The following is a 25367-nucleotide window of genomic DNA, read 5'->3' on the forward strand; positions in this document are numbered from 1 at the left end:
AAGGTAATCAAACCTCCTTGTTAGTGCAATTAAGTCTTATAAATCTCTTTATCTTAAGATTTAAGTTCTTATCTTTTGATATTATACATGATTTTAATTCATCATCCAATATCTCAGTAAGCACTACATGTTTTATTTTTTTCTTTTTTGGCATTTCAATAGTCTTAGTCAATCCATTTGCTAATAGTAGATCATCATCTACCAATCCAATCACTATATATGATTTTTCTTTATCTCTTCCAGCATTTGAAATAACCAATCTACCGATTAAATCAGTTTCTTGCAACTTATCCACCTCAAAGATTACCTTAGTCATAAACTACAAATTCCTTATAGGCAAATGTTAATTTATAACTAAGCAATATATATTAAAACTATTTTATAAGTGTTAATATTTCAGGACCATTAGGTAAAATTGCAACTGTGTTTTCATAGTGTGCAGAAAGTTTTCCATCTGCTGTTACTACTGTCCAGCCATCATCTAAAGTCTTAACTCTATATGATCCCATGTTTACCATTGGTTCAATAGCTAATACCATTCCTGCCATTAACTTTGGACCTCTGCCTGGTCTACCGAAATTAGGAACTTCAGGATCTTCATGAACTTTTCGGCCAATTCCATGTCCTACAAAGTCTCTAACAACAGAAAATCCATTGGCTTCAACATATTGCTGTATTTCATTAGAAATATCCGTTAGTCTACTGTCTACCTGTGCCTTTTCGATTCCTTTAAAAAAGGATTCTTCAGTAACTCTAATAAGCTTTTTTGCTTCTTCTGATATATTTCCTACACCAAAAGTTCTAGCAGCATCACTGTGAAATCCATTTAGACAAACTCCACAATCAATAGAAACAATGTCTCCATCTTTTAATTCATAACTTCCTGGGAAACCATGAATTACTTGATTATTAACAGATATACATAATGAAGCTGGGAAACCATACAATCCTTTAAAGGATGGTGTAGCTCCATGCTTAGTTATAAACTCTTCAGCTATTCTATCTAATTCCGTAGTAGTAATACCAGGTCTTACTTTCTCCTTAAGCAGGTTAAGTGTTTCTCCAAGAAGCTTTCCTGCCTTTCTCATTAGGTCGATTTCATTCTCATTTTTAAGAATAATCATCTACTTATCTCTCCCTAATATTTTACAGATACTCTCGAAGACCTCGTTTATTGCTTGTGTTCCATCTACTACTGAAAGTTGCTTTTTGTTTTTATAAAAATCAATTAATGGTTGTGTTTGATTTTCATACACATCAAGTCTTTCCTTAACTGTTTCTTCAGTGTCATCTTTTCTTTGTATAACATCTGAACCACAAAGATCACATTTTCCATCCTTAGCTGGTGGATTAAACTTTATGTGATAACTTGCTCCACAAGAAGGACAAACTCTTCTTCCTGTCATTCTCTCAAGAATAAATTCTTTAGGTACTTCTATTAAAAGAGCTGTGTCTATTGACTCATTTCTTTCTTTTAAAAAGTTATCTAAAGCTTCTGCTTGATGAACTGTTCTTGGGAAACCATCTAATAAATATCCATTTTTACAATCATCTTGTTGAAGTCTATCCTTAACCATGTTAATTGTTACTTCATCTGGTACTAACTGTCCATTATCCATATATGATTTAGCCTCAATACCTAAAGGAGTATTCTCTGAAATATTCTTTCTAAAAATATCTCCTGTAGATATGTGAGGAATTGAATATCTATTACTAATTGATTTTGCCTGTGTTCCTTTTCCTGCTCCAGGAGGACCTAATAAAACTATCTTCACGGGCATCATCTCCATAACTTGTATTTCTATTTTAAGAATCCTTGGTAATGTCTCATTGCTAATTGAGTTTCTAATTGTCTCATTATTTCTAGTGAAACAGAAACTAAAATTAATAATGATGTTCCTCCAAACTGTATTCCTTGGAAAGGAGTATAGTTTGCAACTAAAATAGGAATTACTGCTATTAAAGCAGCGAAACATCCACCAATCATTGAAATTCTATTTAATACTTTCTCTAAATAAATTTCTGTTGGTTTTCCAGGTCTTATTCCAGGAATGAAACCTGATGATTTATGCATATTCTCAGCCATTTCATCTGGCTTAAATGTTATTTGAGTATAGAACCAAGTAAAGAATATAGTCAACAATGCATATAATACTGGATACATCCAAGTACTTGTATTAAAAGGACTGTAAGAAGATCCTATAATCCATTGTGACCATTTAGCTTCTGGAAAGAATTGAGCTATAGTTGTTGGGAAACTCATAACAGACATAGCAAAGATTATTCCTATGACAGTTGTTCCAATAATACTTAATGGAATATGAGTTGATTGTCCCTTCATAACCTTGTTACCTACGGCCTTACCTGCATATTGTACAGTAATCCTTCTTTCAGCTAGTGATAAGTAAACTACACCACCTAGTAAAGCTAGTGTAAATAAAATAAATAATGCAACTTCTACAATATTTATTCTACCCATTTTACTTAGGTTATATATTTGATAACCAGTCATTGGTAAACTTGATACTATGTTTGCAAATATTATCAATGAAGTACCGTTTCCTACTCCTTTAACAGTAATCTGATCTCCTAACCACATTAAGAAAGTTGATCCAACTACTAATGTTAGTAATATTAAAAATAAACTAACTGGAGATGTATCTTTTAATGCACCAACATTGCTAATTATTACGTAACTTCCATAAGCCATTACCGCTCCAATAACAATGGATGCATACCTAGTTATCTTTTGAATTTTCTTTCTTCCGTCATCTCCCTCTTTAGACAATTGCTCCAACTTAGGAACTGCAACTGTTAAAAGCTGTACGATGATTGAAGCATTGATGTATGGTACAACACCTAAAGCGAATATACTAAATCTACTAAAAGAACCACCAGAAATTAAATCATAGAAGCCTACTAAGCCTCCTGATTGTGTTAAAGCTTTTAGACTATCTGTATCAATTCCAGGAACAGGAATATAACTTCCCATCCTGAAAATTGCTATTAAGAATACAGTCCAAATTATTTTTTTTCTTAAATCTTGAACCTTCCAGGCATTACGTAGGGTTGATAGCACGATTATTTCACCTCAACTTTTCCTCCAGCTGCAACTATTTTTTCAGCTGCTTGCTTTGATAACTTGCAACCTGCGATAGTTAAGCTCTTTTCTATGTTTCCATTTCCTAAGATCTTAACTCCGTCCATTAGTTTACTTACTACTCTTCTTTCTAATAGTAATTCTGGAGTAACTTCTGTTCCATTATCGAATATGTTTAATCTATCAACATTGATTGTTACAAAATGTTTTGTAAATGGGTTAGTGAATCCTCTTTTAGGAAGTCTTCTGTATAATGGCATTTGACCACCTTCGAATCCAGGTCTAACTCCACCACCTGATCTAGCATTTTGACCTTTTTCACCTTTACCGGCATTTCTTCCTAAGCCTGAACCAGTACCTCTACCAACTCTTTTTGGAGCTGATTTACTACCAGCTGCTGGTCTTAATTCATGAAGTTTCATATCTTATTACACCTCCTCTAATGCTCTATTTAATTATGCTTCTTCAACTTTTAGTAGATAACTTATTTTGTTTATCATACCTTTTATTTGAGGAGTTCCCTCATGCTCTACTGTTTTACCTATTTTTCTAAGTCCAAGGGCATGTGCAGTAGCGATATGGTCTTTCTTTCTACCAATTAAGCTTTTAACTAATGTTACCTTTAGCATCGCTATCCCTCCTAACCTATTATCTCTTCAACAGATTTTCCTCTTAATTTAGCTATATCTTCAGCTGTTCTTAAGTTAGCTAATCCGTTGATAGTTGCTTTTACCATGTTTCTTGGATTGTTTGAACCTAATGATTTAGCTCTAACATCCTTTAATCCTGCTAATTCAAGAACTGATCTTGCAGGACCTCCAGCTATAACTCCTGTACCTTCAGTAGCTGGCATTATAAGTACATCTCCTGTACCGAATTTTCCGTGTATTTCATGAGGAACAGTAGTTCCAACTATTGAAACTTTTACTAAGTTTTTCTTAGCATCTTCTATTCCTTTTCTTATTGCTTCAGGGATTTCGATAGATTTACCAGTTCCAACACCAACGTGTCCGTTCTCGTCTCCAACAACAACTAACGCACTGAATCTGAAGTTTCTACCACCCTTAACAACCTTAGTAACTCTGCTTATACTAACAACCTTTTCTTTAAGGTCTAGTGTGCTAGGATCGATTCTCATGTATTTCCCCTCCTTGTAGATTAGAATTTTAATCCGGCTTCTCTTGCTCCGCTAGCTAAAGCCTCAACTCTTCCGTGATATACGTATCCACCTCTGTCGAATACTACATCGTTTATTCCTTTTTCTATAGCTCTCTTAGCAACTAATTCTCCAACTAATTTAGCAGCTTCTTTGTTGCTTCCTTTAACTTCGATAGCTTTATCTAAGCTTGAAGCAGCTACTAAAGTAACAGCATTAACGTCGTCTATTATTTGAGCATATATGTTCTTTTCACTTCTATATACAGATAATCTTGGTCTTTCTGGAGTTCCGAATACCTTCTTACGAACTCTTAGGTGACGTCTTTCTCTTGCTTCTTTTCTGTCTGCCTTTTTGAACATAAGGTTCACTCCTTTCTATATTAGTATTTATTATTTACCAGTTTTACCTTCTTTTCTTCTTATAACTTCATCAGAGTACTTGATTCCTTTACCTTTGTATGGTTCAGGTTTTCTCCATGATCTGATGTTAGCAGCAACTGCTCCAACTTTTTCTTTATCGATACCTTCAACGATAACTTTAGTTGTTCCATCTAATTTGAAGTCTACTCCATCAACTGATTCAACTTCTACTGGATGTGAATATCCTAAGTTCATAACAAGTTTCTTTCCTTGTAATTGAGCTCTGTATCCAACTCCGTTTAACTCTAAAGTTTTTGAAAAACCTTGGCTTACTCCGATAACCATGTTATTAAGTAAAGCTCTAGTTAATCCGTGAAGTGCTCTGTGTTCTTTAACGTCACTTGGTCTAGTAACAACTACTTGAGCATCTTCTACAGCTATATTAATGTCTTTGTGCATAGCTTTAACTAACTCACCCTTAGGGCCTTTTACTGTAACAACGTTCTCTGGTGTTACAGTAACAGTTACTCCAGCAGGGATAGCTATAGGCATTTTACCTACTCTTGACATAATGCGCACCTCCTGTGAATTTGGTCCTTATATTTTTTTAAATCATCTCTTTGCTTCAATCTATATAAATCTATGTTATTTTCTCACTCTAAAAAATTACCAAACGTAGCAGATAACTTCTCCGCCTAATCCTAATTTTCTAGCTTCTCTGTCAACTACTAATCCTTTTGAAGTTGATATTAAAGCGATACCTAGTCCGTTTAATACTCTAGGAACTTCATCTTTCTTGCAGTAAACTCTTAAACCTGGTTTTGATATTCTCTTTAAACCAGTTATAACTCTTTCATTGTTTGCTCCGTACTTTAAAGTTAATCTCATCATAGGAACTACACCATCATTGTACTCCTCTACTCCTTTAAGATAACCTTCTTGTAATAATATATTTACGATAGCCTTCTTAACACTTGAAGAAGGTACTTCAACAACTTCGTGTCTTACTGAGTTCGCGTTTCTAACACGAGTTAGTAAGTCTGCGATAGGATCTGTCATAACCATTCTATTGTGCCTCCTTTCATTCTACTAGTTATATTACCAGCTTGCCTTTCTACATCCAGGAATTTCACCTTTGTAAGCTAATTCTCTGAAGCAGATACGGCAAATTCCGAATTTCTTTAATACAGAATGTGGTCTTCCACATAATCTACATCTAGTATACGCTCTAGTTTTGTATTTAGGTTCTTTTTTCCATTTTTCGATCATTGCCTTACGAGCCATGCGTATCCCCTCCTTATTATTGAGCGAATGGCATTCCAAGGAATCTTAATAATTCTCTTGCTTCTTCGTCTGTGTTAGCACTAGTAACGAAGATTATATCCATTCCTCTTACTTTATCTACTTTATCATACTCTATTTCTGGGAATATTAATTGTTCCTTAATTCCTAATGAGTAGTTTCCTCTTCCATCAAATGCTTTAGCTGAAACTCCTCTGAAGTCTCTTACTCTTGGTAAAGCTATTGAAACTAATTTATCTACGAATTCGTACATATTAGTCTTTCTTAAAGTAACTTTACATCCTAAAGCCATGTTCTCTCTTATTTTAAAGTTAGCAACTGACTTTTTAGCTCTTGTTAATACAGGCTTTTGTCCAGCGATTATTTGTAAATCACTAACAGCTGATTCTAGAACCTTAGGATTGTCTTTAGCTTCTCCTACTCCCATGTTTATAACAACTTTTTCTATTTTAGGAACTTGCATTATGTTTTTGTATCCGAACTTTTCCATCATAGCTGGAACTACTTCTTTTTCATATCTTTCTTGAAGTCTATTCACGTAAAGTACCTCCTTTCAAATTTTAGAATGTTTCTCCACACTTCTTACATACTCTTACTTTTGCACCGTCTTCTAATAACTTATGGCTTATTCTTGTAGCCTTTTTACATTTGTTGCAGAATAACATAACTTTTGAGCTATTTATTGGAGCTTCCATTTCTATTATTCCACCTTGCATGTTTTGTCTATTAGGTTTTTGATGCTTTTTAACTAAATTAACTCCTTTAACTACTACTTTACCAGTCTTAGGAATTACTCTTAAAACTTCACCAGTTTTTCCTTTATCTTTACCTGATATAACTACTACTGTGTCGTTCTTTCTAACATGTACCTTCATCTTAGCCACCTCCTAATCGTTTATTATAGAACTTCTGGTGCTAATGATAAGATTTTATTGAACTCATTATCTCTTAGCTCTCTTGCAACTGGTCCAAAGATACGAGTTCCTCTTGGTTGCTTATCATCTTTTATTATTACAGCTGCATTTTCATCAAATTTGATGTATGAACCGTCAGCTCTTCTTAGTCCTCTTACTGATCTTACAATAACTGCTTTTACTACTTCGCCTTTTTTAACAACTCCGCCTGGTGTTGCACTTTTAACGCTAGCAACTATTACATCTCCGATATTTCCGAATTTTCTTTTAGATCCGCCTAAAACTCTTATGCACATTATTTCTTTTGCACCTGAGTTATCAGCAACCTTTAGTAAGGTTTGTTGTTGTATCATGAAATTAACCTCCTTTCAGACTTTAGAAAACTATTTTGCTTTCTCTACTATCTCAACAAGTCTCCATCTCTTATCTTTTGATAATGGTCTAGTTTCCATTATAAGAACTCTATCTCCGAATCTAGCCTCATTATTCTCATCATGAGCTTTAAACTTAGTTGTTCTGTTAACAGTTTTTCCGTATAGTGGATGTCTAACCTTTGTTTCAACCGCAACAACGATAGTCTTATCCATTTTATCAGAAACAACTCTACCTAATCTCTTTTTTCTTAAATTTCTTTCCACAGCGGTTACCTCCTTTCAGGATTACTGCTCAATCTTTAACTCTTCTTCTCTTATGATTGTCTTGATTTGAGCTATTGATTTTTTTACTTCTCTGATTCTCATTGGGTTTTCTAATTGACCTGTAGCTAATTGGAATCTTAAATTGAATAACTCAGCTTTAAGGTCTCCTAATTTCTTTATTAAATCTTGAGGATTGCTTGTTCTTAGTTCTTTTAACTCTCTAGCCTTCATTATTCTTCACCACCCATTTCCTCAAAATCTCTTCTTGTAACGAACTTAGTCTTTACAGGAAGTTTGTGTGAAGCAAGTCTCATAGCTTCTCTTGCTTTCTCTTCATCAACTCCAGATAACTCGAATAAAACTCTACCTGGTTTAACTACTGCTACCCAGTATTCAACTGAACCTTTACCTGAACCCATTCTTGTTTCAGCTGGTTTTTCAGTTACAGGTTTGTCTGGGAATATTTTTATCCAAAGCTTTCCGCCTCTTCTTATATATCTATTGATAGCTATTCTCGCAGCTTCTATTTGGTTACTAGTGATCCATCCACAAGTTGTAGCTTGGATTCCGAAATCTCCGTAAGCTAGAAAGTTTCCTCTAGTTGCCTTACCTTTCATTCTACCACGTTGTACCTTACGATGTTTAACTCTTTTAGGCATTAACATGTTATATTCCTCCTTTCTTAGTGCATCCTATTATGCGTTAGCTTCTTCCTTTTTTTCAACTTTTTTAGTTGGAAGAACTTCTCCATTGTAAACCCACACTTTAACACCGATTTTACCATAAGTTGTATCTGCTTCAGCAAATCCATAGTCGATGTCAGCTCTTATTGTTTGTAGTGGGATTGTTCCTTCATTGTATTGCTCAGTTCTAGCTATTTCAGCTCCACCTAATCTTCCTGAACAAGCAGTTTTAACACCTAATGTGCCAGCTTTCATTGCTCTTTGGATAGTTTGTTTCATAGCTCTTCTGAAAGATATTCTCTTTTCTAATTGAGCAGCAATGTTTTCAGCCATTAATTGAGCGTTAGTTTCAGCGTTCTTAACCTCAACAATGTTTATTAAAACATTCTTTTCAGCTATTATATTTTTTAAGCTAGCTTTTAATCTTTCGATTCCTGAACCACCTTTACCGATGATTACTCCTGGCTTAGCTGTGTGTATGTTTAACTTTACTCTTTTAGCTGATCTTTCGATTTCAATCTTAGCGATTCCAGCTGAGAAAAGTTCTTTCTTTATGAATTTTCTTATTTGTTGATCTTCAATTAAGTTGTCAGCAAAATTCTTCTTATCAGCATACCATTTTGCATCCCAATCCTTAATTACACCAACTCTTAGTCCGTGAGGATGTACTTTTTGTCCCATGCTTTTCCCTCCTTACCTTATTAAGCTCTTTCTTTAACAACAAGTGTTATGTTACTTGTTCTCTTGTTTATTCTGAATGCTTTACCATGATCCATTGGTCTGAATCTTTTTAATGTTGGTCCGTGACCTACATGTGCTTCTGCAACGAATAATCTGTTAACGTCTAATTCGTGATTGTTCTCCGCATTAGCTACCGCTGATTTTAAAACTTTGCTTATAACCTCAGCAGCATCTCTTGGAGTATATTTTAAAATTGCGAAAGCTTCGTTTACGTTCTTTCCTCTTATTAAATCAAGAACAACTCCTACTTTAGTTGGAGACATTCTTACATATTTAGCTATAGCTTTAGCTTCCATCTAAAGATCCTCCTTTCCCGGATACTATTATTTTCTCTTTGATGTTTTTTCGTTTTTAATATGACCTTTGAAAGTTCTTGTTAAAACGAATTCTCCTAATTTATGTCCAACCATATCTTCTGTAACATAAACTGGGATATGTTTTCTTCCATCATGAACAGCTATTGTATGGCCTATCATTTGTGGGAATATAGTTGAGCTTCTTGACCAAGTTTTGATAACTTTCTTATCTCCACTTTGGTTCATTTCTTCTATTTTCTTTAAAAGACCTGCATGCACGAAAGGTCCTTTCTTAATTGATCTACTCACTAGAATTTCCTCCCTTCATAAACTTAATTATGCCGCCAAACTGTGAAGAGAATTTTTAATTCTCTCCAGATTATTTAGCGTTTCTTCTCTTAATGATGAATCTATCTGAGTATTTTTTGTTCTTTCTTGTTTTGTATCCAAGTGCTGGTTTACCCCATGGAGTAACTGGACTTGGTCTACCGATAGGAGATCTACCTTCTCCACCACCGTGAGGGTGATCGCAAGGGTTCATTACAGAACCTCTAACTGTTGGTCTCCATCCCATGTGTCTCTTTCTACCAGCTTTACCGATATTTACGATCTCATGAGTTGTATTTGATACTGTTCCAACAGTAGCTTTACATTCTATTCTTACGTATCTCATTTCACCTGATGGTAATCTTAATGTAGCATAGTTACCTTCTTTAGCCATTAATTGAGCTGAAGTACCTGCTGATCTTACCATTTGGCCACCTTTTCCAGCTTGTAACTCTATGTTATGAACAAAAGTACCTACTGGCATGTGTTTTAATTGAAGAGCGTTACCTGGCTTAATATCAGCATCTGGTCCTGATACTACTGTATCTCCTACTTTTAATCCTACAGGAGCAAGTATGTATCTCTTCTCTCCATCAGCGTAAACAACAAGTGCTATGTAAGCTGATCTATTTGGATCGTACTCTACTGTAGCAACTTTTGCTGGAATTCCGTCTTTATTTCTTTTGAAATCTATTATTCTATATTTTCTCTTAGCTCCACCACCGTGGTGTCTAACAGTTATTTTACCTTGTGCGTTTCTACCACCAGTTTTCTTTAATGAAACAAGAAGTGACTTCTCAGGTGCATTTGTAGTAACTTCTTCAAATGTTGGCATAGTCATTTGTCTTCTTGATGGTGTAGTTGGGTTAAACTTTTTAAGTGCCATTATTGTCCCTCCTTCTTATAGCTTATCTGGCCTTCAACCAATACCTGCTTTTTATTATTGCATTCCTTCGAAGAATTCTATGCTGCTACCTTCTGCTAAAGTTATAACAGCTTTTTTGAAGTCAGCTCTTTTTCCGATATGAACTCCAACTCTCTTAGTCTTTCCTTCGAATCTCATAGTCTTAACGTCAGCAACTTTTACGTTGAAAACTTCTTCTACAGCTCTCTTTATTTGTACTTTGTTAGCTGCCATATGAACTATGAAGGTGTATTTATTTTCAGCCATAGCTGCCATACTCTTTTCAGTTATAACTGGTTTTCTGATTATATCATGGCTTGTTAACTTCATTATGCGTACACCTCCTCAATTTTGTTTACAGCTTCTTTAGTTATCATTAATGTTTTGCAGTTTAATAAATCATAAACATTTATGTTGTTAACAGGCATAACTGTTACACCTTCTATGTTTCTTGCTGATTTATATACATTTTCATTAACTTCAGCTGTTATTATTAATGTCTTTTTAGCTTCGAAAGCATTTAACATTTTAACTGCTTCCTTAGTCTTTGGAGCTTCGAAAGTTAAGTCTTCTAAAACTACCATATCTGCAACTTTGCTAGTTAAAGCAGAAGTCATAGCTACTTTTCTCATGCTCTTTGGTATTGACATTCTGTAATCTCTTGGCTTTGGTGCGAATACAACTCCACCTTTAATCCATTGAGGCGCTCTTATAGAACCTTGTCTTGCTCTACCTGTTCCTTTTTGTCTCCAAGGCTTGATTCCGCCTCCTCTTACCTCAGATCTTGTTTTAGCTGATTGAGTACCTTGTCTCTTATTAGCTAATTGAGCTACTACTACTTGGTGTAAAGCATATTTGTTTACTTCTACTCCGAATACTTGCTCATTTAATTGGATATCTCCAACTTGTTGTCCTTCTTTATTAAATAAACCTACTTTAGGCATTACGCTTCCTCCTTTCTACAGAAATTAAGCCTTAACGCTGTTTCTTATAACTACTGTGCCTTTATTTGGACCTGGGATTCCACCCTTTATTAAAATAATGTTCTTTTCTGGCATTATTTTAACTACTTCTAAGTTAAGAACAGTTGTGTTCTTAGCTCCCATATGTCCAGGCATTCTTTTGTTTTTGAAAGTTCTTGATGGGTCTGAAGCAGCTCCCATTGAACCTGGTGCTCTGTGGAATTTAGAACCGTGAGACATTGGTCCTCTACTAGCATTCCATCTTTTTATTGTACCTTGGAATCCCTTACCTTTAGAAACTCCTGATACATCTACTTTGTCTCCAATTTCAAATGTGTCAACTTTTATTTCGTCTCCAACATTGTAATTAGCTACATCTTCCATTCTGAACTCTTTTAAAGTTCTTCTTAAAGAAACACCAGCTTTAGCAAAATGTCCTTTTCTTGGTTTGTTAACTAATTTTTCTCTTAATTCACCGAATCCTACTTGTATTGCATCATATCCATCAGTTTCAACTGTTTTCTTTTGAACTACAACACATGGACCAGCTTCAACTACAGTTACAGGGATTACTCTACCATTCTCATCGAATATTTGAGTCATTCCAACTTTTTTACCTATTATAGCTTTTTTCATGTGGCTACACCTCCTAAACATATTAGCGGATTGCTTCTGCAATCATAACAGTTCAATCTCTTAATTCAATCTAAATAAACTATTAAAGTTTTATTTCGATATCAACACCTGCTGGTAAGTTTAATCTCATTAATGCATCAACAGTTTTTGGTGATGGATTAACGATGTCTATTAATCTCTTATGAGTTCTTACTTCGAACTGCTCTCTTGAGTCTTTGTACTTATGTACAGCTCTTAAGATTGTGATAACGTCTTTTTCAGTTGGTAGTGGAACTGGTCCAACAACCTTTGCTCCTGTAGACTTAGCAGTTTCAACAATTTTCTCAGCTGATTGATCTAATATTGTGTGATCAAATGCTTTTAATCTTATTCTAATTTTTTGTTTTGACATTTTGGTTTCCCTCCTTTTCATGTACGCTTTACTTCTAACGCACAACAGTAAGTATTATGTAAACTGTCCCTGGTGTTTCACACTTTAGAAAGATACACTAACTTCTGTCGTTGGATTCTAGATCCTAACATGCTCTTCAAGAATTACCCGGAAGTCCGGCAACCTCTTGATTCATCGCTGTTCGCTTTACAACTTCTTCATTATACTATGTATATTATGTTTTTTCAAGTATTTTTTTATAACTTTTAACATATACATTTATGTAGTTTTTTTACCCCAAAACCGTTCAAAAAAATAAAACCTAATATTAATAATATACTATTTTTTTTATTTTTCAAGAAGAATTTTATTCCTAAAAATATTATATTAATATTATTGCCCAAATTTTTTTCCTAAATTATATTATATTTATTTTTTATAGAAAATCAATAAAAAAATAAAGAGAAGAATCAATACTGATTCTTCTCTTTATAATTTAAAGGCCTATTTTAATGAACTCTTTTTAATAAATAAAATTATTGCGCTTTAATTTTAATTTTTAAAAAGCATTCTAATATATACGTCTATATATTAGAAACTTTTCTTAATTAAATTCAATCTTATAAATTTTTGCGCTAAAAATATAAGTTGAATTTAATTAAGCATTTTTATTTCCCGTGTTCTTCGGTACTAAGAAAATTTATAATAATTTAAAATTATTCGATTATTGAAGTAACAACTCCTGAACCTACAGTTCTTCCACCTTCTCTGATAGCGAATCTTAATCCTTCATCCATAGCGATTTCTGTGATTAATTCAACTTCCATATCAATGTGGTCTCCAGGCATAACCATTTCCATTCCTTCTGGTAATTTGATTGATCCTGTAACGTCTGTTGTTCTGAAGTAGAATTGTGGTCTGTATCCATCGAAGAATGGAGTATGTCTTCCACCTTCTTCTTTTTTAAGTACGTATACTTGACCTACGAATTTTTTGTGTGGGTTGATTGTTCCAACTTGAGCTAATACTTGACCTCTTTCGATGTCAGTTCTTTGGATACCTCTTAATAATGCTCCGATGTTATCTCCAGCTTGTGCTTCATCTAATAACTTTCTGAACATTTCGATTCCTGTTACAACAGTTTTTCTTCTTTCTTCAGTTAATCCGATGATTTCTACTTCGTCTCCTACATGTAGAACTCCTCTTTCAACTCTTCCTGTTGCAACTGTTCCTCTACCAGTGATTGTAAATACGTCTTCTACTGGCATTAAGAATGGCTTATCTGTTGCTCTTTCTGGTGTTGGGATGTAGCTATCTACAGCATCCATTAACTCTCTGATACAAGCTGTTGCAGCTTCATCAGTTGGGTTTTCTAATGCTACTAAAGCTGATCCTTTGATTACTGGAATGTCGTCTCCTGGGAAGTTGTACTCGCTTAATAACTCTCTAACTTCCATTTCAACTAATTCTAATAATTCTTCGTCGTCAACCATATCTGCTTTGTTTAAGAATACTACGATGTGGTCAACTCCAACTCTTGATGATAATAAGATGTGCTCTCTTGTTTGTGGCATTGGACCATCTGCTGCTGAACAAACTAAGATAGCTCCGTCCATTTGAGCTGCTCCTGTTATCATGTTTTTAACGTAGTCAGCATGTCCTGGACAGTCTACGTGTGCGTAGTGTCTGTTAGCTGTTTCGTATTCAACGTGAGCTGTGTTGATTGTGATTCCTCTTTCTTTTTCTTCTGGAGCTTTATCTATTTCATCGTATTTGAATGCTTCTGCTCCACCAGCTTGAGCTAAAACTGTTGTTATAGCTGCTGTTAAAGTTGTTTTACCGTGGTCTACGTGACCGATTGTTCCAATGTTAACGTGTGGTTTGCTTCTTTCAAATTTTGCTTTTGACATTGCAAATTCCTCCTTTAATTTTATAAAATATTATTATATTAAAGAAGCTTTAAAAGCTTCTTTAATTATTTATTTTTCTTTCCTGCAACTTCTTCTTGGATGCTCTTAGGAACGTCATCGTAATGATCGAATTCCATTGCATAAGTTCCTCTACCTTGAGTTCTTGATCTTAATGCAGTTGCATATCCAAACATTTCTGATAGTGGTATGAATGCTCTTATGATTTGTGCACCATTTCTTGAGTCCATTCCTTCCATTCTACCTCTTCTTGAGTTAACATCTCCTATAACGTCTCCCATGTACTCTTCTGGTACAGTTATTTCAACTTTCATTATAGGCTCAAGTAATACAGCATCAGCTTTAGCCATAGCGTTTTTGAATGCCATAGATCCAGCTATTTTGAATGCCATTTCAGATGAGTCAACATCATGGTATGATCCATCGAATAATCTGATTTTGAAGTTTATAACTGGGTATCCAGCTATTATACCACTTTCTGCAGCTTCTCTGATTCCGTTATCTACAGCTGGAATATATTCTCTTGGAATAGCTCCTCCAACGATAGCATTTTCGAATTCATACTCACCTTCAGTTGGTATCATTTCTATCTTACAGTGACCGTATTGTCCTCTACCACCAGATTGTCTAGCAAATTTAGCTTCTGCTTCAACAGCCTTTTTGATAGTTTCTTTGTAAGCAACTTGAGGAGCACCTACGTTACACTCAACTTTAAATTCTCTTTGTAATCTATCAACGATGATATCTAAGTGAAGCTCACCCATACCAGCTATGATAGTTTGACCTGTTTCTTGATCAGTCCAAGTTTTGAAAGTTGGATCTTCTTCAGCAAGCTTTGATAAAGCTATACCCATTTTTTCTTGACCAGCTTTTGTTTTTGGCTCTATAGCTATAGATATAACTGGCTCTGGGAATTCCATCTTTTCTAATATTATTGGAGCTGCTTCTGTACATAAAGTATCTCCAGTAGTTGTGTTCTTAAGACCTATTACAGCTCCTAATTCAGCTGCTTCTAATGATTCAACTTCCTCTCTTGAGTTAGCATGCATCTTAACAAGTCTTCCGATTCTTTCTTTTTTACCTTTAGTTGAGTTTAATACATATGAACCACTTTCTAGTATTCCTGAGTAAACTCTTGTGAAAGCTAATCTTCCTACGAATGGGTCAGTAGCTATTTTGAATGCTAAAGCTGACATTGGAGCGTCGTCTGAAGCTTCTCTAACTTCTTCTTCACCATCTAAGTTAGTTCCTCTAACTGCAGGTATATCTAATGGTGATGGTAAGTAATCAACAACACCATCAATCATTTGTTGAACACCTTTATTTTTGTATGATGATCCACATATAACTGGGATTATTTCATTATTTATAGTAGCTTTTCTTAAAGCAACTTTTAATTCTTCAAGAGTTAACTCTTCACCTTCTAAGTATTTCATCATTAACTCTTCATCAGTTTCAGCTATAGCTTCAATCATAGCAGCTCTGTATTCTTCTGCTTTATCAGCTAATTCAGCTGGAACTTCACCTACTTCTATTTCTTTTCCTAAGTCATCTTTGAAGATTATTGCTTGGTTAGTTAATAAATCAACCATTCCTTGGAATTCATCTTCTTGACCTATTGGAATTTGAATTGCAACAGCATTAGCTTGTAATCTTTCTCTAACTGTGTTTATACAGTTGTAGTAGTCAGCTCCTGTAGCATCCATTTTGTTTACATAAATCATTCTTGGAACGCCGTACTTGTCTGCCTGTCTCCAAACAGTTTCAGTTTGTGGTTCAACTCCACTCTTAGCATCAAGAACAGTAACAGCTCCATCAAGAACTCTTAATGATCTTTCAACCTCAACTGTGAAGTCTACGTGTCCTGGAGTATCGATTATGTTTAATTCATAACCTTTCCAGAAACAAGTTGTAGCAGCAGAAGTTATTGTTATACCTCTTTCTTGCTCTTGAGCCATCCAGTCCATAGTTGAAGCTCCATCATGAGTTTCCCCTATTTTGTGGTTTCTTCCTGTATAGAAAAGAATACGCTCAGTAGTAGTTGTTTTACCAGCATCTATGTGTGCCATTATTCCGAAGTTACGGAATTTTTCTAACGGATATTGTCTAGCCATTGTGACTCCTCCTCTCAACGTATAGTGTTTTTAAATTCAACAAAACTGTTTTGGCTCTTAGCCAAAACAGTTCCATTTTATTAATATCTGTAATGAGCAAATGCTTTATTAGCTTCAGCCATTTTGTGAGTATCTTCTCTCTTCTTAACAGCTGCTCCAGTATTGTTAGCTGCATCTATTAATTCTCCAGCTAATCTTTCTCTCATGTACTTCTCGCCTCTTTTTCTTGAAGCTACAAGAAGCCATCTTAATCCTAAAGTCTGTCTTCTTTCAGGTCTTACTTCTATTGGAACTTGGTAGTTAGCACCACCTATTCTTCTAGCTTTAACCTCTAATAAAGGCATTATGTTGTTCATTGCTTCCTCAAAAACTTCCATAGCATCTCTGCCAGTTTTTTCATTGATTATTTGGAAAGCATCGTAGCATATTTTTTGTGCTACTCCTTTTTTACCATCTTCCATTACGTTATTTATTAACTTAGTAACAACTTTTGAATTGTACACTGGATCTGGTAATACATCTCTTTTTGCAATATGTCCTTTTCTTGGCACTTTTCTTCCCTCCTTAACAATTTTTGTTTAAGTTCATCGGTACTCGACACAACTTAATCGATTGTCGTAAAGTGCTTGCTTCATAATCTATATTTAAACTTCAATCAGTTATCTATCTAAACTTGAAGACACAGCACTTAAACTAAGTTTAAGCAATAATTATTTCTTTTGCTTTGGTTTCTTAGCACCGTACTTTGATCTTCCTTGCATTCTGTTAGCTACTCCAGCTGAGTCTAAAGCTCCTCTTACTATGTGGTATCTAACACCAGGAAGGTCTTTAACTCTTCCACCTCTTATAAGAACAACACTATGCTCTTGTAAGTTGTGGCCTACACCAGGAATGTAAGCTGTTACTTCGTATCCATTAGTTAATCTTACTCTGGCGATTTTTCTTAACGCTGAGTTAGGTTTCTTAGGAGTAGTTGTTTTAACTACAGTACAAACTCCTCTTTTTTGTGGACACTCTTTAAGAGCTGGTGCAGTTGATTTTGATGCTACTGTTTTTCTGCCTTTTCTTACTAATTGGCTTATAGTTGGCATACTTTCACCTCCTGATAAATTATTTAACTATCTATATAAATTTTAGATGTTAACACTCTAATCTAAGATTAATGCTACTGCTGATTTTACATCTATGCCGCACATTTCTCCTAGAATTTTCATGTTCTTAACATGTTTTATTTCAACTCCACATTCTTTTGCTAATTTTATTAATGGTGAAACTATTTTATCATTAGCATTTTCTGCAACATATAAAATTTTTCCTTCACCTTTTTTTATAGCTTTTGTGGATTGTTTTATGCCAATAACCTTTTTTCCTAAAAGTCTGTCTACCATAAGATTACCTCCATTGTAAATAATCATGTAGACAAGTTAATCCCTTAGTACTTTGCTAATCACACAAACTGTATTTTATCATCTAAGAATACTACTGTCAACAAAATTAATCTTATTCTTCAATCTCAATTATTGTTTCAGCTTCTTGATTACTATTTTCAGTATTTAATTTTAATGATCTATATTTCATCATACCTGTACCTGCTGGAATTAACTTACCAATTATTACATTTTCTTTTAATCCAACAAGAGGATCAATTTTTCCTTTAATTGCTGCATCAGTAAGAACTCTTGTTGTTTCTTGGAATGATGCTGCTGATAAGAAACTATCTGTAGCAAGAGCTGCCTTAGTAATACCAAGAAGAACTATATCTCCTTGAGCTTTTTCTCCTCCAAAGCTTTCAACTCTTTCATTTTCAGCTCTGAAATCAAACATATCAATCATTACACCTGGTAATAAATTAGTATCACCTTGCTCAGTTACTTTTATCTTTCTAGTCATCTGTCTAACTACAACTTCTAAGTGTTTATCATTTATATCAACCCCTTGAAGTCTGTAAACTTTTTGAACCTCTGAAAGTAAGTACTCTCTTGCACCATCTACACCCTTAATGTTCATAATATCATGTGGGTTAACTGAACCTTCTGTTATTTCATCTCCAGCTCCTATAGCCATGCCATCCTTAACTTTTAATCTTGAACCAAATGGTATATCATAACTATATTCTTCTCCTGAATCAGTAACAACATAAACTGTTCTCTTCTTCTTGGTTTCTTCTATTCTTACAGTACCTGCAACTTCACTTACAATTGCTAATCCTTTTGGTTTTCTTGCTTCAAATAACTCTTCAACTCTTGGAAGACCTTGAGTTATATCTGCTCCAGCAACTCCACCTGTATGGAATGTTCTCATTGTAAGCTGTGTTCCTGGTTCTCCGATTGACTGAGCAGCTACGATACCAACAGCTTCACCAATATTAATCTTATATGATGTTGCCATGTTCATACCATAACACTTAGTACATACTCCAACCTTAGAATCACATGTGAATACTGATCTTATTTTTACTTTTTTAACTCCACTATCAGCTATTTTTTCAGCTAATACAGGGTCCATATAAGTATCATTTTTAGCTAAAAGCTCTCCAGTTTCTGGATGGAAAACATCTTCTGCAGTATATCTTCCTGTTAATCTTTCAGATAATTGTTCAACAACTTCTGAACCTTCTTTTATTTCTTCAACATAAATACCATTTTGAGTTCCACAGTCGTGTTCTCTTACTATAACATCTTGGCTTACATCAACAAGTCTTCTTGTTAAGTAACCTGAGTCAGCAGTTTTAAGAGCTGTATCTGCGTTACCTTTTCTAGCTCCATGAGTAGAAATGAAGTACTCTAATACATCTAGACCTTCTCTAAATGATGCTCTGATTGGTAACTCGATAATCTTACCTGATGGACTTGCCATAAGTCCTCTCATACCAGCTAACTGTTTAATCTGTGATTTAGAACCTCTGGCTCCTGAATCTGCCATCATGAATATTGGGTTAAATTTATCCAAACTATTCATTAATGTATCTGCAACTTCTTCAGTAGTTTCAGTCCATTTTTCTATAACTCTTTCATATCTTTCATCTTCTGAGATAAGACCTCTTCTATACATCTTTTCAATCTTATCTACTGTTTCATCAGCTTCTCTTAATAAATCATATTTCTTTTTAGGAACTATCATATCTGAAGCAGCAACTGTAACAGCACCTATTGATGAATAATGATATCCTGTTGCTTTTATATTATCAAGCATTATTGAAGTCTTAGTTGGACCATGCTTTAAATAACACTTATCGATTATTTTTCCTAATGACTTTTTAGTTATTAAGAAATTTATTTCTAAATTAAACATTTCTTCAGGATTTTCTCTATTTACAAAACCTAAATCTTGAGGTATGCATTCATTAAAGATTATAAATCCTGGAGTTGTTTTGATTATTCCTGACTTAATTTCTCCGTTTACTTCTTTAATAACTTTAACATTGATTTTAGCATGAATATCAACTTCTTTTAATTGATAAGCCATTATTACTTCATCAAATGAAGAGAAATATTTTCCTTCTCCTTTAGCTCCATCTTTATCCATTGTTAAGTAATATGAACCAAGAACCATATCCTGAGTAGGTACACAAACTGGTCTACCATCAGAAGGTTTCATTATATTACCTGCTGCAAGCATTAAAAATCTAGCTTCTGCTTGAGCTTCAACTGATAAAGGTACATGAACAGCCATTTGGTCTCCATCAAAGTCAGCATTATATGCTGTACATACAAGTGGATGAAGCTTTATAGCTCTACCCTCAACTAAAACTGGTTGGAAAGCTTGAATACCTAATCTATGTAGAGTAGGTGCTCTGTTTAGTAATACTGGATGGTCTGCTATAACTTCTTCAAGTACATCCCATACTTGTGGCATTACTCTTTCAACCATTCTCTTAGCACTCTTTATGTTATGAGCAACTCCGTCTTCAACTAATTTCTTCATAACAAAAGGCTTAAATAATTCTAAGGCCATTTCTTTTGGAAGACCACATTGATACATCTTTAACTCAGGACCAACAACTATAACTGATCTTCCTGAATAGTCAACTCTCTTACCAAGTAAGTTTTGTCTAAATCTTCCTTGCTTACCTTTAAGCATATCTGATAAGGATTTAAGAGGTCTATTTCCAGGACCAGTTACAGGTCTTCCTCTTCTACCATTGTCTATTAAAGCATCTACAGCCTCTTGAAGCATTCTTTTTTCATTTCTAACTATTATGTCAGGTGCTCCAAGGTCTAATAACTTTTTAAGTCTATTATTTCTATTTATAACTCTTCTGTATAAATCATTTAAGTCTGAAGTAGCAAATCTACCTCCATCTAATTGAACCATCGGTCTTAAATCTGGTGGTATAACTGGTATTACATCTACAACCATCCATTCTGGTTTATTTCCTGATGATTTAAATGATTCTACAACTTCTAATCTTCTTATTATTCTAACTTTCTTTTGACCTGTGCTTTGCTTTAATTCTTCTTTAAGCTCAGCTGCAGTTCTTTCTAAGTCTATTTCTGATAATAATGTTTTTATAGCTTCTGCACCCATTCCAGCTACAAAGCTTTCTTCACCATATTTATCACAAGCTTCTCTATATTCTTTTTCATTAAGAAGTTGTTTCTTTAAAAGTGAAGTTTCTTTTGGATCTATAACTATATATGATGCAAAATATAAAACTTTTTCTAAAGCTCTTGGTGACATATCAAGAATTAATCCCATTCTTGAAGGTATTCCCTTAAAGTACCAAATGTGAGATACAGGCGCAGCTAATTCAATATGAGCCATTCTCTCTCTTCTAACCTTAGATTTAGTTACTTCAACACCACATCTGTCACATACAATACCTTTATATCTAACTCTTTTGTATTTTCCACAGTGACATTCCCAGTCCTTTATAGGTCCGAATATTCTTTCACAGAATAATCCGTCTCTCTCAGGTTTTAAAGTTCTATAGTTAATAGTTTCAGGTTTCTTTACTTCTCCTCTAGACCACTCTCTAATTTGTTCTGGAGATGCTAACCCGATTTGTAAAGCATCAAAATTATTTAATTCGAACAAGGGTGTGTCCTCCCTTCATAGTTTAATGTGAATTTTTAAGTATTCCCTTACTTATAATAGTAAGGGAATACTTTATATCCTAGTTAAAATCATCTTCTATGTCTAAATCACTTGCGAAGTCTAATAAATCATAGTCAATTTCTTCTTCAATTTCCTCAGGGATATATGCTTCCCCTTTATCTTCCTTAGCTTCTTCTGTTGAATCTTCAGTACCTTCCATGTTAACTTCTAATACTTCAATTTCATCATCATCTTCAGCTAATTCTTTGAACTTAACTTCTTGATTATTATCATTTAAAACTTTAACGTCTAAGCATAAAGCTTGTAATTCTTTAATAAGAACCTTAAATGATTCAGGCACTCCTGGTTCAGGAATATTTTCACCCTTAACAATCGCCTCGTAAGTTTTAACTCTACCTACAACATCATCTGACTTAACAGTAAGTATTTCTTGAAGAGTATGAGCTGCACCATATGCTTCTAATGCCCAAACCTCCATCTCTCCGAATCTTTGTCCTCCGAATTGTGCCTTACCACCAAGTGGTTGTTGAGTTACTAGTGAGTAAGGTCCTGTTGATCTAGCATGGATCTTATCATCAACTAAGTGAGCAAGTTTTAAGATGTACATTATACCAACTGTTACTTCGTTATCAAATTCTTCTCCAGTTCTACCATCTCTTAAAACTGTTTTTCCATTTCTATTATATCCTGCTTTTTCTAAGCAGTCTTCTATATCTGTTTCTGTAGCACCATCAAATACTGGAGTAGCAATATGCCATCCTAAAGCACTTGCTGCCCATCCTAAGTGAACTTCTAATACCTGACCGATGTTCATACGAGATGGAACCCCTAGTGGATTTAAGCATATTTGAAGTGGTCTACCATCTGGTAAGAATGGCATATCTTCTTCTGGTAATACTCTTGAGATAACCCCTTTATTACCATGACGACCCGCCATCTTATCTCCTACTGATATTTTTCTCTTTTGAGCGATGTAACATCTTACAAGTTCATTAACTCCTGGTGATAAATCATCTCCATTTTCTCTTGTAAACACTTTTACATCTACTATAATACCTGCTTCTCCATGAGGAACTCTTAAAGAAGTATCTCTAACTTCTCTAGCTTTTTCTCCGAAGATAGCTCTTAATAATCTTTCTTCAGCTGTAAGTTCAGTTTCTCCTTTTGGTGTTACTTTACCAACTAAGATATCTCCTGATCTTACTTCAGCACCAATTCTGATTATTCCTCTTTCATCTATATCCTTTAAAGCATCCTCACTTACGTTTGGAATATCTCTAGTTATTTCTTCTGGTCCTAATTTAGTGTCTCTTGCTTCACATTCATATTCTTCTATATGGATTGATGTAAATACGTCTTCTCTAACTAACTCTTCTGAGATAAGCATAGCATCCTCGTAGTTATATCCTTCCCAAGTTATGAATCCCATTCTTATGTTTTTACCTAAAGCAATTTCTCCTAAATCTGTTGAAGGTCCATCTGCTAATACTTCACCTTTAAGAACCCAATCACCTTTTTGAACAATTGGTCTTTGGTTTATACAAGTACCTTGGTTACTTCTCTTAAACTTAAGAAGTTTGTAAGTATCAATTGAACCATCTAACTCTCTTTTAACTCTAACTTCATTAGCACTTACATAAACAACTTCACCAGCATTTTTAGCTTTAGGAAGAACCCCTGAATCTACTGCTGCTTTGTATTCTATTCCAGTACCAACTATTGGAGCATATGGTTTTAATAAAGGAACTGCTTGACGTTGCATGTTTGATCCCATTAAGGCTCTTGATGCGTCATCATTCTCTAAGAAAGGTATCATAGCTGTAGCTACTGATACTAACTGTCTAGGAGAAACGTCCATTAAGTCAACATCCTTACTTGGAACTACTAAAACTTCATCTTTATCTCTAACAGTAACCTTTTTGTCAATAAAACATCCATTTTCATCTAAAGGCTCATTAGCTTGAGCAACTAAATATTGATCTTCTTCATCTGCTGTGAAGTATCTTATTTCATCTGTTACTCTTCCTTCTGTTTTATCTACAACTCTATATGGAGTTTCTATAAATCCATATTCATTAACTTTAGCATATGTAGCTAAAGAGTTTATAAGACCTATGTTTGGTCCTTCTGGAGTTTCTATAGGACACATTCTACCATAATGAGAGTGGTGAACGTCTCTTACTTCGAATCCAGCTCTTTCTCTTGATAGACCACCTGGTCCAAGAGCTGATAATCTTCTCTTATGAGTTAACTCAGATAATGGGTTTGTTTGATCCATGAACTGTGATAACTGTGAACTTCCAAAGAATTCTTTTATAGCTGCTGCTACTGGTCTTATGTTTATTAACTGTTGTGGAGTTATAGCTTCTTGGTCTTGAATAGTCATTCTTTCTTTAACTACTCTTTCCATTCTTGATAAACCAATTCTAAATTGATTTTGTAAAAGCTCTCCAACACTTCTTAATCTTCTATTTCCTAAATGGTCTATGTCATCTACATATCCAATATTATAAGCTAATCCTATTTGATAACTTATTGTAGCAAATATATCATCTTTAATTATATGCTTTGGAATAAGTCTTGTTATATTCTTTTTAATTTCTTCTTTTATAGTTTCTTCATCTGAATAGCTATCTAGAATTTCTCTTAGTGTTGGGTAGTGAACTAATTCTCTGATATTTAAATCTGATAAATCAAAATCCACACACTTATGTATATCTACAAAGTGATTACCTATAATTCTAATTACTCTGTCTTCAACTAAAACGTCAACTGAGTTTATACCTCTGTTTTGAATTTCTTCTGCTTTAGTTCTTGATATCTTTTCACCTTTTGCAACTAAAACTTCACCAGTTAATTTATCTATTATATCTTCTGCTGCTATTTGATTTGCAATTCTTAAACTTATTGCAAGTTTTTTGTTAAATTTATATCTTCCAACTCTTGATAAATCATATCTCTTAGCATCAAAGAATAAAGAATCTATTAAACTAATCGCACTATCAACTGTAGGTGGTTCACCTGGTCTTAATCTCTTATAGATTTCTAATAATGCTTCTTCTTTAGTCTTAGTATTGTCTTTTTCTATTGTAGCTTTGAATCTTTCTTCTTCTCCAAAATACTCAAGAAGTTCTTGATCGCTTCCAAAGCCCATAGCTCTTCCTAATATACTAATAGGAAGTTTTCTTGTTTTATCTATTCTTACATAGATAACATCATTTGAATCTGTTTCATACTCTAACCATGCACCTCTGTTAGGTATTACTGTTGCTGAGAACAGTTTTTTACCAGTTTTGTCTACATTATAGTTGTAATAAACTCCTGGTGATCTTACTAACTGAGAAACAATAACTCTTTCGGCACCATTAATTATAAAAGTTCCTTGCTCTGTCATTAATGGGAAGTCTCCCATGAATACCTCTTGTTCTTTTATTTCTCCAGTTTCTTTATTTTGAAGTCTTACAGCTACTTTTAGCGGTGCAGCATAAGTAGTGTCTCTTTCTTTACACTCTTCAACTGAATATTTTATGTTATCCATATCTAGAGTGTACCCTACAAATTCAAGCACAAGATTTCCAGTAAAGTTTGAGATAGGATTAATATCATCAAAAACCTCATAAAGTCCTGCATCTAAAAACCATTTGTAAGAATCTAATTGAATTTCAATTAGGTTTGGCATTTCAGCCACGTCTTTGACTTTTGCAAAGCTCATTCTCGTTCTTTTTCCAACTTGGACAGGATGTACCATCAACTTTCACCCCTTGTATAAACTAAAATAGCCAAAAGCATACTTTCCCTAAGGACCTATGCTTTCGGATTACATACAATATCATCTTTTTAGTATACCCATTTTTAAAGGTAGTATACATAAAATTC

General features: G+C 34.2%; 32 protein-coding genes. All 32 read right to left on the reverse strand.

Annotated elements, in window-relative coordinates; all coding sequences use genetic code 11:
- Positions 1-7: 7 nt before the first annotated feature.
- The gene (locus AC4FRL_RS09015) at positions 8-286 is read right to left on the reverse strand and encodes a KOW domain-containing RNA-binding protein (protein WP_491139892.1); all 279 of its coding nucleotides are present in this window, start codon (positions 284-286) and stop codon (positions 8-10) included.
- A gap of 88 nt (positions 287-374) precedes the next feature.
- Complete coding sequence (map, locus tag AC4FRL_RS09020) at positions 375-1124, reverse strand: type I methionyl aminopeptidase (RefSeq protein ID WP_491139893.1); 750 nt, start codon at positions 1122-1124, stop codon at positions 375-377.
- Positions 1125-1775: an adenylate kinase gene (locus AC4FRL_RS09025; protein WP_491139894.1), complete on the reverse strand. Its 651-nt coding sequence runs from the start codon at positions 1773-1775 to the stop codon at positions 1125-1127. It lies immediately after the preceding gene.
- 26 nt (positions 1776-1801) lie between these two features.
- Positions 1802-3079 (reverse strand): preprotein translocase subunit SecY, encoded by a 1278-nt coding sequence (secY, locus tag AC4FRL_RS09030; RefSeq protein WP_491139895.1) that lies wholly within the window; start codon positions 3077-3079, stop codon positions 1802-1804.
- Positions 3080-3081: 2 nt separating this feature from the next.
- Positions 3082-3522 carry a 50S ribosomal protein L15 gene (gene rplO, locus AC4FRL_RS09035; RefSeq protein ID WP_003454379.1) on the reverse strand — a complete coding sequence of 147 codons (441 nt, stop codon included), beginning with the start codon at positions 3520-3522 and terminating at the stop codon, positions 3082-3084.
- A gap of 33 nt (positions 3523-3555) precedes the next feature.
- Positions 3556-3735 (reverse strand): 50S ribosomal protein L30, encoded by a 180-nt coding sequence (gene rpmD, locus AC4FRL_RS09040; protein ID WP_034824315.1) that lies wholly within the window; start codon positions 3733-3735, stop codon positions 3556-3558.
- Positions 3736-3740: 5 nt separating this feature from the next.
- On the reverse strand, positions 3741-4238 hold the full coding sequence (gene rpsE, locus AC4FRL_RS09045) for a 30S ribosomal protein S5 (RefSeq protein WP_491139896.1): 498 nt from the start codon (positions 4236-4238) through the stop codon (positions 3741-3743).
- A gap of 20 nt (positions 4239-4258) precedes the next feature.
- Complete coding sequence (rplR, locus tag AC4FRL_RS09050) at positions 4259-4618, reverse strand: 50S ribosomal protein L18 (protein WP_003454424.1); 360 nt, start codon at positions 4616-4618, stop codon at positions 4259-4261.
- A 30-nt stretch (positions 4619-4648) separates the two neighbouring features.
- Positions 4649-5188 (reverse strand): 50S ribosomal protein L6, encoded by a 540-nt coding sequence (gene rplF / locus AC4FRL_RS09055; protein ID WP_491139897.1) that lies wholly within the window; start codon positions 5186-5188, stop codon positions 4649-4651.
- A gap of 96 nt (positions 5189-5284) precedes the next feature.
- On the reverse strand, positions 5285-5683 hold the full coding sequence (rpsH, locus tag AC4FRL_RS09060; protein WP_003454446.1) for a 30S ribosomal protein S8: 399 nt from the start codon (positions 5681-5683) through the stop codon (positions 5285-5287).
- A gap of 33 nt (positions 5684-5716) precedes the next feature.
- Complete coding sequence (locus AC4FRL_RS09065) at positions 5717-5902, reverse strand: type Z 30S ribosomal protein S14 (RefSeq protein WP_003470274.1); 186 nt, start codon at positions 5900-5902, stop codon at positions 5717-5719.
- Positions 5903-5918: 16 nt separating this feature from the next.
- Complete coding sequence (rplE, locus tag AC4FRL_RS09070; protein WP_003454431.1) at positions 5919-6458, reverse strand: 50S ribosomal protein L5; 540 nt, start codon at positions 6456-6458, stop codon at positions 5919-5921.
- A gap of 22 nt (positions 6459-6480) precedes the next feature.
- On the reverse strand, positions 6481-6795 hold the full coding sequence (gene rplX, locus AC4FRL_RS09075) for a 50S ribosomal protein L24 (RefSeq protein WP_491139898.1): 315 nt from the start codon (positions 6793-6795) through the stop codon (positions 6481-6483).
- Between the two features lie 23 nt (positions 6796-6818).
- The gene (gene rplN / locus AC4FRL_RS09080) at positions 6819-7187 is read right to left on the reverse strand and encodes a 50S ribosomal protein L14 (RefSeq protein WP_003454425.1); all 369 of its coding nucleotides are present in this window, start codon (positions 7185-7187) and stop codon (positions 6819-6821) included.
- 30 nt (positions 7188-7217) lie between these two features.
- On the reverse strand, positions 7218-7472 hold the full coding sequence (gene rpsQ, locus AC4FRL_RS09085; RefSeq protein ID WP_003454312.1) for a 30S ribosomal protein S17: 255 nt from the start codon (positions 7470-7472) through the stop codon (positions 7218-7220).
- A 21-nt stretch (positions 7473-7493) separates the two neighbouring features.
- Complete coding sequence (rpmC, locus tag AC4FRL_RS09090) at positions 7494-7703, reverse strand: 50S ribosomal protein L29 (RefSeq protein WP_003454396.1); 210 nt, start codon at positions 7701-7703, stop codon at positions 7494-7496.
- On the reverse strand, positions 7703-8137 hold the full coding sequence (gene rplP, locus AC4FRL_RS09095) for a 50S ribosomal protein L16 (RefSeq protein WP_003454381.1): 435 nt from the start codon (positions 8135-8137) through the stop codon (positions 7703-7705). The genes rpmC and rplP overlap by 1 nt, the downstream gene beginning before the upstream one ends.
- A 30-nt stretch (positions 8138-8167) precedes the next feature.
- Positions 8168-8836 carry a 30S ribosomal protein S3 gene (gene rpsC, locus AC4FRL_RS09100; RefSeq protein ID WP_003454406.1) on the reverse strand — a complete coding sequence of 223 codons (669 nt, stop codon included), beginning with the start codon at positions 8834-8836 and terminating at the stop codon, positions 8168-8170.
- 20 nt (positions 8837-8856) lie between these two features.
- Positions 8857-9192, reverse strand: coding sequence for a 50S ribosomal protein L22 (rplV, locus tag AC4FRL_RS09105; RefSeq protein ID WP_491139899.1), 336 nt, complete (start codon positions 9190-9192; stop codon positions 8857-8859).
- A 27-nt stretch (positions 9193-9219) separates the two neighbouring features.
- The gene (gene rpsS, locus AC4FRL_RS09110) at positions 9220-9501 is read right to left on the reverse strand and encodes a 30S ribosomal protein S19 (protein ID WP_491139900.1); all 282 of its coding nucleotides are present in this window, start codon (positions 9499-9501) and stop codon (positions 9220-9222) included.
- A 70-nt stretch (positions 9502-9571) separates the two neighbouring features.
- A complete protein-coding gene (rplB, locus tag AC4FRL_RS09115; protein WP_491139901.1) occupies positions 9572-10405 on the reverse strand; it encodes a 50S ribosomal protein L2 in 834 nt (277 codons plus the stop codon).
- Between the two features lie 54 nt (positions 10406-10459).
- Positions 10460-10753 (reverse strand): 50S ribosomal protein L23, encoded by a 294-nt coding sequence (gene rplW / locus AC4FRL_RS09120; protein ID WP_003454311.1) that lies wholly within the window; start codon positions 10751-10753, stop codon positions 10460-10462.
- Positions 10753-11367, reverse strand: a complete 615-nt coding sequence (gene rplD / locus AC4FRL_RS09125; RefSeq protein ID WP_003454270.1) for a 50S ribosomal protein L4 — start codon at positions 11365-11367, stop codon at positions 10753-10755. Before rplD ends, rplW begins: the two co-directional genes overlap by 1 nt.
- A gap of 24 nt (positions 11368-11391) precedes the next feature.
- Entirely contained in the window at positions 11392-12021 is a 630-nt protein-coding gene (gene rplC / locus AC4FRL_RS09130; RefSeq protein ID WP_003476250.1) for a 50S ribosomal protein L3, read from the reverse strand.
- Between the two features lie 82 nt (positions 12022-12103).
- Positions 12104-12412 (reverse strand): 30S ribosomal protein S10, encoded by a 309-nt coding sequence (rpsJ, locus tag AC4FRL_RS09135; protein WP_003479233.1) that lies wholly within the window; start codon positions 12410-12412, stop codon positions 12104-12106.
- 695 nt (positions 12413-13107) lie between these two features.
- A complete protein-coding gene (tuf, locus tag AC4FRL_RS09140; RefSeq protein ID WP_168970974.1) occupies positions 13108-14301 on the reverse strand; it encodes an elongation factor Tu in 1194 nt (397 codons plus the stop codon).
- Positions 14302-14366: 65 nt separating this feature from the next.
- Positions 14367-16433, reverse strand: a complete 2067-nt coding sequence (gene fusA, locus AC4FRL_RS09145) for an elongation factor G (protein ID WP_491139903.1) — start codon at positions 16431-16433, stop codon at positions 14367-14369.
- A gap of 80 nt (positions 16434-16513) precedes the next feature.
- Entirely contained in the window at positions 16514-16984 is a 471-nt protein-coding gene (gene rpsG, locus AC4FRL_RS09150) for a 30S ribosomal protein S7 (protein ID WP_491139904.1), read from the reverse strand.
- Between the two features lie 159 nt (positions 16985-17143).
- On the reverse strand, positions 17144-17524 hold the full coding sequence (gene rpsL, locus AC4FRL_RS09155; protein WP_003452165.1) for a 30S ribosomal protein S12: 381 nt from the start codon (positions 17522-17524) through the stop codon (positions 17144-17146).
- Between the two features lie 57 nt (positions 17525-17581).
- Positions 17582-17821 (reverse strand): ribosomal L7Ae/L30e/S12e/Gadd45 family protein, encoded by a 240-nt coding sequence (locus AC4FRL_RS09160; RefSeq protein WP_491139905.1) that lies wholly within the window; start codon positions 17819-17821, stop codon positions 17582-17584.
- A 112-nt stretch (positions 17822-17933) separates the two neighbouring features.
- Positions 17934-21470, reverse strand: a complete 3537-nt coding sequence (rpoC, locus tag AC4FRL_RS09165; RefSeq protein WP_491139907.1) for a DNA-directed RNA polymerase subunit beta' — start codon at positions 21468-21470, stop codon at positions 17934-17936.
- A 79-nt stretch (positions 21471-21549) separates the two neighbouring features.
- Positions 21550-25239 carry a DNA-directed RNA polymerase subunit beta gene (gene rpoB / locus AC4FRL_RS09170; protein WP_491139948.1) on the reverse strand — a complete coding sequence of 1230 codons (3690 nt, stop codon included), beginning with the start codon at positions 25237-25239 and terminating at the stop codon, positions 21550-21552.
- Between the last annotated feature and the right edge of the window lie 128 nt (positions 25240-25367).

The organism is Clostridium sp. TJA032, assembly GCF_058310275.1.